This window comes from Aureimonas sp. AU22 (genome assembly GCF_001463745.1).
Lineage (GTDB): Bacteria > Pseudomonadota > Alphaproteobacteria > Rhizobiales > Rhizobiaceae > Aureimonas.
Map to the genome: position 1 here is coordinate 1 of NZ_BBWJ01000017.1, position 14,291 is coordinate 14,291.

Here is a 14,291-nt window from a genome sequence, read left to right on the forward strand (position 1 = left end):
TCGGGCTCGCCACCGCCGAGAAATTCGCTCGTGACGGCTGGAACGTCGGCATCCTGGCGCGCGGCGAGGACCGGCTGCGCGAGGTGGAGGAGCGCCTGCGCGCGCTCGGCGTGAAGGCGCTCGGCATCCCGACCGATGTGGCGGACGCAGACGCGGTGGAGGCCGCGGCGGAGCGCTTCGAGCGCGAACTCGGTCCCATCGAGGTCTGGGTCAACAACGCGATGGCGACCGTGGTCGCTCCCGCCGATCGCATATCGCCGGACGAGTTCCGCCGGGTGACCGACGTCACGTACCACGGTCAGGTCTTCGGGACGCAGGCGGCGCTGAAACGCATGCGCGGCCGCAATCGCGGCACCGTGGTTCAGGTCAATTCGGTCCTCGGCATCCGCGCCTTTCCGCTTCAGTCGGCCTATGACGGGGCGAAAGCTGCCGCGCTCGGCTTCACCAACGCCTTGCGCGGCGAACTTGGCCATCTCGGCAGCCGGGTGCAACTCGTCACCGTGTTCCTGCCGGCGGTGAACACGCCGCAGTTCGACGGCTGGGCGCGCAACAAGATGGGCAAGCGACAGATCGCGCCGGATCCGGTCTACGACGCACGGCTCTGCGCCAATGCGATCCATTTCGGGGCCACCCACCCGCGCCGCGACATCTGGGTCGGGCGTACCACGTGGCTCGCCAGCGTCCTTCAGCGGGTCTGGCCAAATGCGGGAGACGCGCAATCGCAAAGCGGCTGGGACGGCCAGCTGTCGGACGAGACGATCCCCCGGATCGACGGAAACCTGTTCGAGCCGGGGCCGGGGGCCGCGCGCATCGACGGGCCGTTCACCGATCGCGTGCTCGGCTCGCGCCACACGTTCCTGACCAGCCGGCATCGCGACGTCGCCGTTCTCGGCCTGATCGGGGCGGGCGTCCTCGGCCTCGCCGCCGCGCTCGGTCGCCGCCATCGCTGAACGTCGAAGGGCCGCCGCCCCGTTCGCGGCGGCGGCCCTTCTTCACGGACCTCCGGCGACTGACCCCATGACGACCATCACGAGATCGTCGAGATTGATGGGACCGTCGACCGTGATGCCGTCTTCGGTCTCGGACACTTTCAGCCGGCCGTCGCTGATCTCGACCTGACGCTGCAGCTCGGCCACGATCGCTTCGCGGATGCTGTCTTCGACGGTCATCGACCCTGCCCCGACTTGCTGGTCGCGACATCGGGCGGGTAGTCAAGCCCGCCAGCGCTCGTTTCGTCGACGTCCTCGGCGTTCAGGGCCTCGTCTCGCGCCTCGGGTTTTCCATCGGCCGCCTCGACCTCGACAAGATCGTTGTCGAGCCCGGCGAACTGGGCCTCGATCTGCCGCGCTTCCTCGTCTTCGGTGGTGGGTTCGGGTTTCGTCGACATATCGGGGTTCATTTAGTCGCCTCCACGGTGCGATGTCGTTGAGATGCAAACGCGCGGGAAGCACGGTCGCTCCCTCGAACGTGGCCGTTGGCCTGACAAGCGATGCCATCGCCCCATATGCCGTGGACGATCCCGAAGCGGAGCATGACCCTTGGCCAAGTTCGACAAGCCCCTGAACCGCAAGCGTGGGTCCCTATGGGCGATCGTGACGGCCGTCTTCGTTCTCGCCGTCCTCTACTTCATGTTCTTCTCGAGCCGCGAGGGTGAGCGTCCCGGCTCGACCACGGGCGGCACGGTGACCACTGGCGCTTCGCCCGCACCCGGCTCCGCCACACCGCCGCAGTAACGGCACGACCCTTCAGCTTCGGCGCCCCCATTCGAACCGGCGCTTGGGTGTAGATCCACGAAAACTTCCTTCGTCGAACTCCGGTATTCCGCAGGGGACGGCGTCGCGGCACGCGACAAACCCTTGGGCGGCGTGGTAGAGGGCTCGACGATCCGTTCGCGCGCCTTACGGTTTGGCGGCGAAGCGGAGAACGGGTGGCCAAGGGCCGGGGTTCGTTCGACATGTCGACCATATCAACCGCATCCGCGCCGCTGCGCGAGAAGACCACGCTCTCCGTCCTCTTCGCGATGAGCGCCTGCCACATGCTGAATGACGTGATGCAGTCGCTGCTCGCGTCCCTCTATCCGCTGCTCAAGACCAATTACGCGCTCGATTTCGTCCAGATCGGGCTGCTGACGATGACGTTCCAGGTCACGGCATCGCTCCTGCAGCCCGGCGTCGGCATCGTCACCGACCGCTGGCCGATGCCCTATTCGCTTCCCGTCGGCATGGCCTCGACGCTGGTCGGACTGCTGCTCCTGTCGTCGGCGGCAAGCTTCCCGATGCTGCTGGTCGCGGCAAGCCTGATCGGCTTCGGCTCGGCCGTGTTCCACCCGGAGGCCTCGCGCGTGGCGCGGGCGGCGTCCGGCGGGCGGCACGGCTTCGCGCAGTCGCTCTTCCAGCTCGGCGGCAATGCCGGCACGGCGCTGGGCCCACTGCTCGCCGCATTCATCGTTCTCCCCTACGGGCAGCACAGCATCGCCTGGTTCGCCGGTATCGCGTTCCTCGGCATCGCCATCCTGACCTGGGCGGGCAACTGGTTTGCGGGGCACCGACGGGCGCACGTCGGGCGGCCGCCCCAGAGCCGCGCGCTGCCGCTGCCGCGCAACACGGTGGTCTGGGCGATCGCGATCCTGGTCCTGCTGACGGCGACCAAGAACGTCTACATGGCGAGCTTCTCGAGCTACTACACGTTCTACGTCATCGATCGCTTCGCGCTGAGTGTCCGGGAGGCGCAGCTCATGCTGTTCCTGTTCCTCGGCGCGGCCGCCGCCGGCACCTTCCTCGGCGGGCCGATCGGCGACCGGTACGGTGCGCGCTTCGTGATCTGGTTCTCCATCCTCGGCGTCATCCCCTTCGCGCTGGCGCTTCCCTACGCCAACCTGCCGCTGACGGCGGTGCTGACAGTGATCATCGGCTTCGTGCTGGCCTCGGCCTTCCCCGCGATCGTGGTGTTCGCGCAGGAACTCCTGCCGGGGCGGGTCGGGCTGGTGGCCGGCATGTTCTTCGGCTTCGCCTTCGGCGCGGGCGGGCTCGGCGCGGCCTTCCTCGGCGATTTCGCCGATACGTCGGGCATCGAGTTCGTGTATCGCACGGTCTCGTACCTGCCGCTTCTCGGCCTCGCCACGATCCTCCTGCCCAGGCTGCCGACGCTGCGCTGAGCAGGTTCGCTCAACGATCCAGGGGAATCTATCATGCCGCGCATCCAGCTCGTGACCACCGGCGGCACAATCGCCTCGCGGGCGGAAAGCGCGCAGGCAAACGCCGACGTCGTCGCCTCCGTTCGGGGCGAGGCGCTGCGTGCGGGGCTGCACGACCGGCTGGATGGGATCGAGATCGCGGTGGACGACTTCTGCAGCGTCAACTCGTTCTCCATCGACCTGCCGCTCGCCTTCGCGCTCGCAAAGCGCATCGACGAGCATCTGGCCGATCCAACATGCGACGGCGTGGTCGTGACGCACGGCACGGACACGATGGAGGAAAGCGCCTGGCTCGCCGACCTCGTCGTGTCGTCGAACAAGCCCGTCGTCTTCACCGGCGCGCAGCGCAGCGCCGATGCGCCGGATACGGACGGCCCGCGCAACATCGCGGACAGCGTGCGGTTGGCGGCGACGCCCGAAGCCGCCGGCCTCGGCGCGATGATCCTGTTCGAGGGTGATTTCCACGCCGCGCGTGACGTCACCAAGACCCACACGGCTCGAACGGACACGTTCCGCTCCGGCGAACACGGCAAGCTCGGGGAGGTGGACGGCACGGTCGTGCGCATCCACCGGCGTCCGGTGCTGCGACGGACGTTCGCGGCAAAGCGCATAGAAACGAATGTCGAACTCGTGCGCATGGCGATGGGGGCGTCGGATCGCGTGCTGCGCTTCTTGGCGGGCGACGGTGCCAGAGCGATCGTAGTGGAAGGGTTCGGACGCGGCAACACACCGCCGCCCGTTGCAGCGGCAGCAGCGGAGATTATGGCCGGGGGCATACCGGTGATCGTCACCTCGCGGTGCCCGGAAGGCCGCGTGAAGCCGGTCTACGGAAACGGCGGCGGCAAGGATCTGGAACGGGCCGGCGCGATCTTCGCAGGCGACCTTACAGGGGCCAAGGCGCGCATCCTCGCCGCCGTGGCGCTGGGCTGCGAGGAGGTGGACGTTCGCGCCGTGTTTGCCGAACTCGGCGGCTGAGCTGTCCAGCAGGCTCGGCGCGCCTTCGTGGCCGTCCGTGTGACGTCGCAGGGATTGCGCAGGGGGTGTTCAGCGGCTTTGTGCTGCCGCACTCGGCCGCGTCGCCGGCCCCGGGATCAGACGGTCGTACTCTTCCTCGGGTATCCCGTAGCAACCGGCTGCGATCGTCTCCAATCCGCCGCGATCGAGGATCTGGATGCGTCCGCGCGTCGCCCTGATGAGGTGAGCGCCCTCGAGGACATGAATTTCGTTGGTGACGCCCGAGCGACGGACGCCCAGCATCAGGGCCAGGAACTCGTGCGTCAGCGGCAGGTCGTCGGATTCCAGGCGGTCCTGCGACATGAGGAGCCAGCGCGCAAGGCGTTCGTTGATGTTGTATCGACCGTTGGCCAGCGCCGAGTGAGACAGCTGCACCTCATAGCAATGAATGTAGCGAAGCAGGAGCTGCCGCAACGCGTCGTCCTGTTCCGCAATCTCCATCAGTGTGACGGCGGGGATGCGCAGTGCGGTGCCGCTGGTCTGCATGAAGGTCCGATGCGGCGAGTGGTCGACGCCATGCAGGATATAAAAGCCTGTCATGCCCTCCGGGCCAATATGCCCGACCTCGATCTCTTCGACCCCGTCCCTGCTTGCGGCAACCATCGAGGCCAGTCCGGTTTCGATGAAATGTACATCGTGGACCGCCACCCGTTCTTCGACCAGGAGGCGGCGAATCGGTAGATCCACTGGCTGCAGATGCGGGGCGAGACGGGCAAAACTCTCCGCGGAAACGGCGGCAAGCAGGCGGTTGCGTATGCGGGACTGCATGCTGGCCAGCATCGACGTTCGCTCTCCTTACGTGACAGCCTTATCCAGTTGCCATCCGCTTCGAAATCGCAGCCCAACAGTGGTTTATGAGGGATGAGACCAGTTTGCTCCATATATAGGCAGCTACCGTACGATTCTGACGCTCATGGCGTTTCGTCGCAGGGGCCCAACGGTGGCCCGGCGGAGGCTGACGGCCAGCGGATGTCAGCCAGGCCGCGCACCCTTCAGCTCAGAGACCACTACGGATCTGAAGGCCGACGGGTCGTTGCAAGCGTCCACGCCGATGCGGCAGCGCTTCGTGTTCTTTCACGCGACGGCAGCCCGACGCCTGCGCTGACATCGCGGAGGGTCCTGTCGTTTCGACCGCCGCTTATCGAAACCGCTAAGCCTGCGTAAAAACGTGCTGGTTGATCTCGTCGATCCGTCTGCAACCATTAGTTATATTGGGTAGGGAGTTCTACCCATGGAAACCGAAGCATCGTCCGTCGCGAACCACACTCAGAATGCCAAGGCTGAACGTCCTCCGTTGCGGGAAGAGATGCGGGGCGCGCGAGGGCTGTTCGTCGGCCTCGCTCTCTCGGCCATCTTCTGGCTCGGGCTGTTTGTCGTCTGGCTGGCGTTTTGAAACGGCTACGACGAGCCAGCGGAATGGGGACGGCGTTTTGAAGCATCTGCGGATGAACGGACATGTCCGCATTCCGTCTCATGCCGTCAGGCGAACACGACGCTGGCAATGGCCAGCTGGGCGGCGGATCGGAAACGTATCTGTCGCGTGCGCCTGAAGGATGCGGTGGTGCAACGGGCTCATGCCGCTCGCCGCCGGCGGTTCGGCCCGGCGCTGTCGCAGCTTTCCGCGGTCCCGTCGTCAGAGCCAGTGCGCGCGTTTGAACCGGACGTACAGGAACGCGCAGACGATGGCGATCACGGCTAGCACGACGAAATAACCGTAGTGCGACTTCAACTCGGGCATGTACTCGAAGTTCATGCCGTAGATGCCGGCGATCGCTGTCGGAACGGCGAGAATGGCGGCCCAGGCCGCGAGCTGGCGGGTGATCGCGCCGGTGCGCTGCTGCTCAAGGAGATTGCTGAACTCGAACACCGAGATCACGATCTGGATCAGGCCGTCGACCAAGGTCTGAACCCGGCGGACATGATCCAGGACGTCGCTGAAATAGGGGCGGGTATCGGCATCGATGCAGGGCAGGTCGAGACGCACGAGCTTTCCGGCGACCTCTGCCATCGGCCCGAGCACGCGCTGGAACTTGGTAAGCTGACGGCGGAGCGTGAAGATGCGGGTGATCTCGTCACGGCCGAGAAAGCTGTCGAGGGAGCGCTGCTCCATCTCGAGGACGCTGTCCTCGATCGCTTCCACCATCGGCAGGTAGCCATCGACGATGTAGTCGAGGATGGCGTGGAGCACGTAGTCGACGCCGTGGACGAGCAGCGTCGGCGCTGCCTCCAGATGCTCGCGAAGAGCAGTGTGGGAGCGTGCCGACCCATGACGAACACTGATGATGTGGCTATGGCCGAGGAAGATCGCGGTTTCGCCGTAGTCGATGCGGTCGCCATCGAGAGCCGCAGTGCGTGCGATCACGAAGAGCTGGTCGCCGTACACGTCCACCTTGGGGAGCTGGCGCGAGTCCAACGCGTCTTCGACCGCCAAAGGATGGAGCCCGTAGTGCTCCTTCAGAATCTGCATCTCCTCGTGCGTCGGGTCGCAAATGCCGATCCATACGAACTCGGACCGATCGGCGGGGCAGTCGACCTTCTCGTGGATCGAGATTTCGCGCACGCGCCGACCGTGGCGGTAGAGATAGGCAGCAACGACGGTCATGTTCGACCCTCACGGATGACGGCGGACGGTGTGGGCAACGGCGTCGCACGGCGCGGTGCTCGCTTCAGCACCGGTTTCGCACGTTTTCGTGTTGAAATCCTTGTGCCGCCTTGCCGCTGCAGACGACGGGTCGGGGCTTTCCATTAGCGTGAACCGCTGGTTCGACAACGGTCAGCTGCGAGGGGAGGTGTTCCGCTGCAACCCGGGTCTGCGCGTTTCATCGCCCGTCGTCCCGTGCTACCGAAATCGCCGACCTCGAACCCCGTTCGCGGACCCTCGCACAAGGCCGAATTGCCGATGGATACGTTCGTTCAGACTCTGATGCAGGACTACGGCGTTGCCGGCATCGCCTTCCTGATGTTTCTGGAGAACATCTTCCCGCCGATCCCGTCCGAGATCATCATGCCGCTCGCGGGCTATCAGGCGGCGACCGGCAACCATTCGTTTCTCGCCGTCGTGCTCGCCGGGACGTTCGGTTCCATTCTCGGCATCCTGCCGTGGTACTATCTCGGCCTCTGGTTCGGCGAGGAGCGCATCATCCGGCTGGCCGACCGCTTCGGGCGCTGGATGACCATGACGGCGGACGATGTCGAGGCTGCCGACCGCTGGTTTCGCAAGTACGGGCTTTGGGCCGTTCTCTTCGGGCGCCTGATCCCGACCGTGCGCACCCTGATCTCGGTTCCCGCCGGCCTCGCCCGGATGCCGATGGGGACGTTTCTCCTGTTTTCCGCGATCGGCACGCTGGTCTGGACGACGGGTCTTGCCTTGGCCGGCTATCTCTTGGCTCAGCAGTACGAGCTGGTGGACCAGTACATCGGGCCGGTTTCCAACGCCGTGATCGCGATCGTGGTGCTGATCTACGTCTACCGCGTCGTGACGTTCAAACCTTCGACGCGCAGCCGTCCGGTCGATCTGAAGTCCGGCGACGACGCCGGGCTTTGATGGCGGACAAGGCTCCGAAGCGGGTTCCGGCGCGCACGCTCGTGGCGCGCGTCGACGGCCTGTTCGCCGGGGCGGGCGCGAGTTTCGAGACACGGGCCGTGGAGGCGCTGGACCTCGCCTTCGAGGGGCTTGCGGGGGACCGGCACGGCGGTGCCACGCGCCGGACGGGCGGACGCGAGCCCTGGTATGTCAGGCGCACCGAAATCCGCAACGAGCGGCAGATGTCGATCGTCTCGCGCGACGAACTGGCCGCGGTCGCCAGCGACATGGCGATCGATCGGCTGGAGCCCGAATCGATCGGCGCGAACATGACGCTTGCCGGCATCGAGCGGCTCAGTTGGCTGCCACCGCGCACGCTGATGTTCTTCGAGGGCGGCGCGACGCTGAAGGTGGACGGCGACAACAGTCCTTGCCGCGCCTCGGGGCGGGCTATCGTCCGCCAGTTCGAGGATCGGCCCGATCTGGAACGCGCCTTCGTACGTCATGCGCAGCATCGGCGCGGGCTCGTCGCCTGGGTCGAAAAGCCCGGCCGCATCGCGCTCGGCGCGAGCGTCGAACTCCGCTTGCCCGAGCAGTGGATCTACGAATGAACGTTGCTCAGTCGGCGTCCGGCCTGGGGCGGCGGCCGGGAGGGAGGCGATCCTCGAGGGCGGGATCGGTTTCGTCCTCGTCCGCGCCGGGTTCCGAGGTCAGCCGCCGCGTCGCACCCCAGTTGTCGAGCACCGCGTTGACCTCGTCGATGACGAAGAAGAGGGCCTCGTCCCGATCGTAGCCCTCGTCGCGCAGGGCGTCGTAGTCCGTGTGCTGGTGGCGCACATGGGCAAGGGTCGCGAGCCACAGGGCGCTTGCGGTCGGCAGATCGCGCATGTGGCGCGAGCCCGCCGCATCCCGGATCGCCTCCGCGTCGATATAGGGCACGCGCGGGATGAGTAGCGTCAGCTGCCGCGCGATGGATTTCTGGCGTTCAGTCGGCAATCACGTCTCCGGCGGGCGGTCCACGGTCGGAAGATAGGGTTTGATGTCGAGAAGCGGCGTTCCGTCGAGAACGTCGATCGCGTCGATCCGCACGACACCGCTTGCAGCGTCGAGCGAAAGTATGCGCACGAGATGGAGCCCGATCGGGTTGGGGCGGACCGGCGAGCGGAGCGCGAACGTGCCCTTGGCCGTCTCGGCATGCCGCGGCATCTGCAGCGCGAGGTCGCGGCGGCTGTCGTGCAGCCAGGACAGGAGATGCACGTGGTCGCCGGGACGGAGACCGGCGAGGGCGGGCCGATACGCCGCGTCGAATTCGATGCTGGCATCGCCGCCCCGCTCACGGGCTTCGCGGACGTTGCGTGGGCATTCGCCGCGATTCGCCCAAGGCGAGCGGATGCGCCCGATGAAGGCGAGGGTGGCGTGATGGAGCGTCGAGGGGTCGGGCGACAGCACGACCTCGCCGGATCGAGAAGGTTGCGCCCCGGGCATCGTATCCGGCGTCATGCGATCGGTCTTGCCGCTGCGGGAAAACACATATAAGGATATCTTTATATCGTTCGGGCTTCGAGAAAGGGGCAACGCATGCATGCCTCCTTCGACGTCGCCGTGGAAATGCTGAAGGCCTTGGCCGAACCCACGCGGTTCCGCCTCGTACTCCTCGTCTCCGCACAGGACCTGACCGTCTCGGATTTGACCGCCATTCTCGGCCAGTCGCAACCCCGGATCTCGCGTCATCTCAAGCTTCTGGTCGAGGCCGGGGCGGTGGAGCGGCATCAGGAAGGGTCTTGGGCCTACTTCCGCCTGTCCGATGAACCGCTGGCCGCACGGCTCGTCCAGGCCTTGAGGGAGAGCGTGCGCGACGAAGACGGCGCGCTCGCCCGCGACGCCGAACGTCTCGCCGAGGTGCGCCGCGAGCGCGCCGAAAGGGCCGCCAGCTACTTCGCCCGCAACGCCGCGCAATGGGACCGCATCCGCTCGCTGCACGTGCCGGACGTGGACGTCGAGGATGCTCTGCTCACCGCACTGGGACCCACCATGCGTTTCGCCGCGCATCTCGATGTGGGAACGGGCACGGGGCGGATGTTAGAGCTTCTGGCCCCCCTCTGCAGCCGCGCCATCGGCATCGACGCCTCGCGCGAGATGCTGGCGATCGCCCGCGCGAAGCTCGACGCGGCAGGCGTGACGCAGGCCACGGTGCGCCAGGGGGACGTCTACCGCCTTCCCGGGCCGCGCGGGGGCTTCGATCTCGTGACGCTGCATCAGGTGCTGCACTATCTCGACGATCCAGCGGCGGCGATTCGCGAATGCGCCGGCGCGCTGCGTCCGGGCGGTCGCCTGGCGGTGGTCGATTTCGCGCCTCATACGCTGGAATTCCTGCGAGCCGAACACGCGCATCTGCGCCTCGGGTTCAGCGAGGCGACGCTCAGCCAGCTGATGCGTGCGAGTGGTCTCGAGGTGGAAAGCCTCCAGAGCCTGCCGCCGCACGACGGCGAAGCGGGACGGTTGACGGTGACCGTGATCGTCGGCCGACGACCGTCCGCAGACCAACATGAACCTGCGGACATCGCGTCCGCACTTGCCGTCGCCTGAAGGAGGAACCCATGATCCAACGCCGCGACACGCGCCCTCCGATCCGGGTCTCGTTCGAATTCTTCCCACCCAAGACTCCCGCGATGGAAGAGACGCTCTGGACCGCAATCCAGCGCCTGGCGCCTCTGCGCCCGGATTTCGTGTCGGTCACCTACGGCGCGGGCGGCTCGACGCGCGAGCGCACGCACCACACGGTCGAGCGCATCCTCCGGGAAACCGACCTCAGCCCTGCGGCGCACCTGACCTGCGTCGATGCCAGCCGCGCCGAGGTGGACGACGTCGTGCGCCAGTACCGTGCGACGGGCGTGAAGCATTTCGTCGCCCTGCGCGGCGACGGGCAGGGCGGGGCCGGAAGCGCCTACGTCCCCCATGCCGAGGGCTATCGCAACGGCGCCGAGCTTGCGGCCGGCATCAAGGCGATCGATGCCGGTATCGAGGTATCGGTCTCGGCCTATCCGGAGAAACACCCGGAAAGCCCGGACTTCGCGACCGACATCGACCTTTTGAAGCGCAAGGTCGACAACGGCGCGACGCGCGCCATCACCCAGTTCTTCTTCGACAACGATCTCTACGAGCGGTACGTCGAGCGGGCGCGCCGCGCCGGCATCTACGTGCCGATCGTGCCGGGCATCGTGCCGATCCACGATTTCTCGAAGATCGCCCGCTTTTCGGCCTCCACGGGGACCTCGATCCCGTTGTGGCTGGCCGAACGGTTCGAGGGCCTGGAGAACGACGCGCAGACCCGCAGTCACGTGGCGGCGGCGGTCTGTGCGGAGCAGGTTCTGGATCTCGTCGACCGCGGTGTGTCGGACTTCCACTTCTACACGATGAACCGGGCGGACCTCGTCTACTCCATCTGTCACATCCTCGGCCTGCGCGAGAATGCGCCCGTAGCGCAGGAAGCGGCAGCTTAGGCGGCGACAACAAAAAAGGCCGGGTCGCGAGACCCGGCCTTTTTCGATTCATTCGCGCTACGAACTTCCCGTCAGGAGATGAAGCCCGTCACCATGGCGGCGATGAAGACGAAGGCCGCGCAGATCATGAGGACGTTCACCGACCGTGTGAGTTCCAAGTCCAGCCTCCCCGTCACGTGTTGTTACGGATGTTAATCAAACCTTCAACTTCGTGAAAGCCGTTTCGTTGCGGTGACGCTTGGGTGGCGGAGCAAAAACGTCTTCCGATTGTCGCATTGGCGAAAAACTCGCCGGCCACGGCCTATCGGAATCAGTCTTCCTCCTGACACGCAGCCGGACTATTCCCCGCAGTTCACCGCCGCGGAGAGATGCATTGCAACGATTCGAGACCGCCAAGGACGCCGCGATGGCGCTTCGCCCCGACGTGCCGGTCTACTGCTTCCGGCCCGACGTCCTGAAGGCGGACGCCCGGCGGTTCATGGACGCGTTTCCGGGCGAGACCGCCTATGCGGTGAAGACCAACGGCGAGCCGCTCGTTCTGGAAGCCTTGGCGCAGGCAGGGGTGAAGACGTTCGACGTGGCCTCGCCCGGCGAGTTCGAGGCGGTACGCGCGGTCGCTCCGAAGGCCGAGATGCTCTACATGCATCCGATCAAGGCGCAATCCGACATCCGTCTGGCGTTGGAGCGCTACGGCATCCGGGTGCTGGCGCTCGACCACGAGGACGAGGTCGCCAAGATCCTGCGCATCGTTCGCGCACTCGATCTCGATCCCGGCGGAATCACCATCTTCGTCCGTCTGCAGACCAAGGGGTCAGCCGCCTACGAGCTTTCCAAGAAGTTCGGCGCGGCGCCGGCTCATGCGGTCGAACTCCTGCAGCGCTGCCACAAGATCGGGTTCAAGGTCGGGCTCTGCTTCCACGTGGGCTCTCAGATCGAGGACCCGGAAACGTATGAGCGCGCGCTCGCCTCGGCCGACTGGGTGCGCAACCGGGCCGACGTGCCGCTGGCGGGGCTGGACGTCGGTGGCGGCTTTCCCGCCGAGTACGGTCACGACCCGCGCCGCAAGAAGCGCGACATGCCCGGCAATGACGAGATCATGACCCGGCTTCGGTCCGATCTCTCCGAATACGGGTTCTCCGACATGCCTCTCGTGGCGGAGCCGGGACGCGTCGTGGTGGCGCGGGCCTTCTCGCTGATCGTGCGGGTGCTCCTGCGAAAAGGGCGAAGGCTCTACATCAACGACGGCATCTGGGCGTCGCTGTCGGATTCATGGACCGGCAAGATCACGCTGCCCGCCCGTTTCATCCCGGACCCGGCGCGCGTCGCGCGCAACGGCAACCCGGAGATCATCAGCGCCTTCCGGGTCTGCGGGGCGACGTGCGACTCGGTCGACATCCTGTCGCGCCCGTTCTGGCTGCCCGAGACGGTCGACACCGGCGACTGGATCGAGATCGGCCACATCGGCGCCTACTCGCTGTCGCTCCGCACCCGCTTCAACGGCTTCTATCCCGATACGTTCGTGGAGGTGACGACGCCCTTCGACGCCGGCGAGCGCGCCGAAGGGTTCGCCAGTCTGGAGACGATGGCCGACTAAGCCTCAGCGGCGCTTCGGCGTGATGTCCTTCAGGTCGGATCGTTCCATGTCGAAATGGTCGAGAATGACCTGGATGTTGCGCTTGTGCGCCTTGAAGTAGACGTCGAAGAGGTCGCCGGCGAGCGGCACGGCGCCGAACATCGCATCGACGCCCAGATTGCCGACCATGCGTGCAAGCTTGCGCTTGGGCAGGCCGAGGCGGCGCGCTTCGTTGACGATGTAGAGGCCGATGAGGGCACCGCCGGCGTCACCGATGCCGGGGACGAGGCCGAGCATGGCGTCAGCGCCGAAGCGGATGTCGGTGCCGGGAACGCGGATCGCCGTGTCCATCAGCCGCGCGAGCGCGTTGAGGCGTGCGATGCGGCGTTCGCGGGTCTCGACCCAGGCCGTTCCAGTGTCGGCGAAGGCAGCAACCATTGTCTTTCGATCTCCTATCGCAGCCCGACCAAAGGCTGCGAAACACATGTGGTGAGCACCCGATCGCGTTGCGAGCACGATTTCGTCATTCCCTGATGCGCGTGCCCCCCTATGTGCGACGCCAAGGGATATCGGGCGGAGAACTGCCATGGAATGGCGCGGTCGGCGGGAAAGCAGTAACATCGAGGATCGTCGCGGCAGCGGGGGTGGCGGCTTCGGCGGCGGGGGCATGCGCATCCCGATCCGAGCCGGCGGCGGAGGCGGCATAGGCCTCATCATCATTCTTGCCATCCTGTGGATCGGTTTCGGCATTAACCCGCTGTCGGTCATTGGAATGGACGACGGCACCGGCACGACGCAGACCTCGTCCCGCTCCGGCCCAGGCGTCTCGGGCACGGCGGACGAGACCGACAACTTCGTCGCCGTCGTGCTGGGCGATACGGAGGACGTCTGGAACGCGCGGTTCCAGCAGATGGGGCAGACCTATCGCGAGCCGACCCTCGTCCTCTTCGACCGGCAGGTCGGTTCGGCCTGCGGCAATGCCACCTCGGCTTCCGGCCCGTTCTACTGCCCGAACGACCAGAAGCTCTACATCGATCTCGCCTTCTTCCGGCAGCTGCAGGGCCAGCTCAACTCGCCCGGCGACTTCGCGCAGGCCTATGTCGTCGCGCATGAGGTGGGCCATCACGTCCAGAACCTGATGGGCACGCTCCAGCGCACGACGCAGATCCGCCAGCAGTCCTCGGAAGCCGACGCCAACGCCGTCTCCGTGCAGGTCGAGCTGCAGGCGGACTGTTATGCCGGCATCTGGGCGCACGACACGCAACAGGCCGGTTTCGTCGAGGACGGCGACGTGGAAGAGGCGCTCAACGCCGCCAGCCAGATCGGCGACGACACGCTGCAGGAGCGCAGCCAGGGAACCGTGGTGCCCGACAGCTTTACCCACGGCACGTCGGCCCAGCGCGTCGACTGGTTCCGTCGTGGCCTGACGTCGGGCGACATGAAGCAGTGCGACACGTTCCAGGGTCGGCTCTGACCTCGTCCTGGAAG

Annotated in this window: 18 protein-coding genes; 11 read left to right on the forward strand and 7 right to left on the reverse strand. The window is 66.3% G+C overall.

Annotated elements, in window-relative coordinates:
• On the forward strand, window positions 1-950 hold a 950-nt coding region (locus AUL34_RS06565; RefSeq protein WP_061932455.1), incomplete at its 5' end, for an SDR family oxidoreductase.
• A gap of 42 nt (window positions 951-992) precedes the next feature.
• On the opposite strand, the gene AUL34_RS22540 is transcribed toward AUL34_RS06565, so the two are convergent.
• A complete protein-coding gene (locus AUL34_RS22540; protein ID WP_192845703.1) occupies window positions 993-1,169 on the reverse strand; it encodes a hypothetical protein in 177 nt (58 codons plus the stop codon).
• Entirely contained in the window at window positions 1,166-1,387 is a 222-nt protein-coding gene (locus tag AUL34_RS06570; protein ID WP_192845704.1) for a hypothetical protein, read from the reverse strand. The genes AUL34_RS22540 and AUL34_RS06570 overlap by 4 nt, the downstream gene beginning before the upstream one ends.
• A 151-nt stretch (window positions 1,388-1,538) precedes the next feature.
• Between AUL34_RS06570 and AUL34_RS06575 the strand changes: the two genes are divergently transcribed.
• From AUL34_RS06575 to AUL34_RS06585, 3 genes are all read left to right on the forward strand, one after another.
• Complete coding sequence (locus AUL34_RS06575; protein WP_061932458.1) at window positions 1,539-1,733, forward strand: hypothetical protein; 195 nt, start codon at window positions 1,539-1,541, stop codon at window positions 1,731-1,733.
• 221 nt (window positions 1,734-1,954) lie between these two features.
• Window positions 1,955-3,154 carry an MFS transporter gene (locus AUL34_RS06580; RefSeq protein ID WP_061932615.1) on the forward strand — a complete coding sequence of 400 codons (1,200 nt, stop codon included), beginning with the start codon at window positions 1,955-1,957 and terminating at the stop codon, window positions 3,152-3,154.
• Between the two features lie 33 nt (window positions 3,155-3,187).
• Window positions 3,188-4,168, forward strand: a complete 981-nt coding sequence (locus AUL34_RS06585) for an asparaginase (RefSeq protein ID WP_061932460.1) — start codon at window positions 3,188-3,190, stop codon at window positions 4,166-4,168.
• 69 nt (window positions 4,169-4,237) lie between these two features.
• Here AUL34_RS06585 and AUL34_RS06590 read toward each other — a convergent pair whose 3' ends face one another.
• The gene (locus AUL34_RS06590; protein WP_061932462.1) at window positions 4,238-4,987 is read right to left on the reverse strand and encodes a Crp/Fnr family transcriptional regulator; all 750 of its coding nucleotides are present in this window, start codon (window positions 4,985-4,987) and stop codon (window positions 4,238-4,240) included.
• 451 nt (window positions 4,988-5,438) lie between these two features.
• On the opposite strand from AUL34_RS06590, the gene AUL34_RS22175 reads away from it, so the two are divergent.
• A complete protein-coding gene (locus tag AUL34_RS22175; protein WP_156420819.1) occupies window positions 5,439-5,600 on the forward strand; it encodes a hypothetical protein in 162 nt (53 codons plus the stop codon).
• A gap of 240 nt (window positions 5,601-5,840) precedes the next feature.
• Here AUL34_RS22175 and AUL34_RS06595 read toward each other — a convergent pair whose 3' ends face one another.
• Window positions 5,841-6,809, reverse strand: a complete 969-nt coding sequence (locus AUL34_RS06595; protein WP_061932465.1) for a magnesium and cobalt transport protein CorA — start codon at window positions 6,807-6,809, stop codon at window positions 5,841-5,843.
• A 297-nt stretch (window positions 6,810-7,106) separates the two neighbouring features.
• On the opposite strand from AUL34_RS06595, the gene AUL34_RS06600 reads away from it, so the two are divergent.
• Window positions 7,107-7,751, forward strand: coding sequence for a DedA family protein (locus AUL34_RS06600; protein WP_061932467.1), 645 nt, complete (start codon window positions 7,107-7,109; stop codon window positions 7,749-7,751).
• Complete coding sequence (locus tag AUL34_RS06605) at window positions 7,751-8,341, forward strand: MOSC domain-containing protein (RefSeq protein WP_061932469.1); 591 nt, start codon at window positions 7,751-7,753, stop codon at window positions 8,339-8,341. Before AUL34_RS06600 ends, AUL34_RS06605 begins: the two co-directional genes overlap by 1 nt.
• Before the next feature lie 7 nt (window positions 8,342-8,348).
• Here the strand turns inward: AUL34_RS06605 and AUL34_RS06610 are convergent, their stop codons facing one another.
• Window positions 8,349-8,726, reverse strand: coding sequence for a DUF2293 domain-containing protein (locus tag AUL34_RS06610; RefSeq protein WP_061932471.1), 378 nt, complete (start codon window positions 8,724-8,726; stop codon window positions 8,349-8,351).
• The gene (tsaA, locus tag AUL34_RS06615) at window positions 8,727-9,230 is read right to left on the reverse strand and encodes a tRNA (N6-threonylcarbamoyladenosine(37)-N6)-methyltransferase TrmO (RefSeq protein ID WP_244492470.1); all 504 of its coding nucleotides are present in this window, start codon (window positions 9,228-9,230) and stop codon (window positions 8,727-8,729) included.
• Between the two features lie 78 nt (window positions 9,231-9,308).
• Between tsaA and AUL34_RS06620 the strand changes: the two genes are divergently transcribed.
• The 3 genes from AUL34_RS06620 to AUL34_RS06630 all read left to right on the forward strand — a co-directional run bounded on the left by AUL34_RS06620 (window position 9,309) and on the right by AUL34_RS06630 (window position 12,824).
• Entirely contained in the window at window positions 9,309-10,316 is a 1,008-nt protein-coding gene (locus tag AUL34_RS06620; RefSeq protein ID WP_061932473.1) for a metalloregulator ArsR/SmtB family transcription factor, read from the forward strand.
• An 11-nt stretch (window positions 10,317-10,327) separates the two neighbouring features.
• Entirely contained in the window at window positions 10,328-11,230 is a 903-nt protein-coding gene (gene metF, locus AUL34_RS06625) for a methylenetetrahydrofolate reductase [NAD(P)H] (RefSeq protein WP_061932476.1), read from the forward strand.
• Between the two features lie 373 nt (window positions 11,231-11,603).
• Window positions 11,604-12,824: an alanine racemase gene (locus tag AUL34_RS06630; RefSeq protein ID WP_061932478.1), complete on the forward strand. Its 1,221-nt coding sequence runs from the start codon at window positions 11,604-11,606 to the stop codon at window positions 12,822-12,824.
• A 3-nt stretch (window positions 12,825-12,827) separates the two neighbouring features.
• Here the strand turns inward: AUL34_RS06630 and AUL34_RS06635 are convergent, their stop codons facing one another.
• Window positions 12,828-13,241, reverse strand: a complete 414-nt coding sequence (locus AUL34_RS06635; protein WP_061932480.1) for a DUF4112 domain-containing protein — start codon at window positions 13,239-13,241, stop codon at window positions 12,828-12,830.
• Window positions 13,242-13,389: 148 nt separating this feature from the next.
• Between AUL34_RS06635 and AUL34_RS06640 the strand changes: the two genes are divergently transcribed.
• Window positions 13,390-14,277 (forward strand): neutral zinc metallopeptidase, encoded by an 888-nt coding sequence (locus tag AUL34_RS06640; RefSeq protein ID WP_061932482.1) that lies wholly within the window; start codon window positions 13,390-13,392, stop codon window positions 14,275-14,277.
• Window positions 14,278-14,291 lie beyond the last annotated feature (14 nt).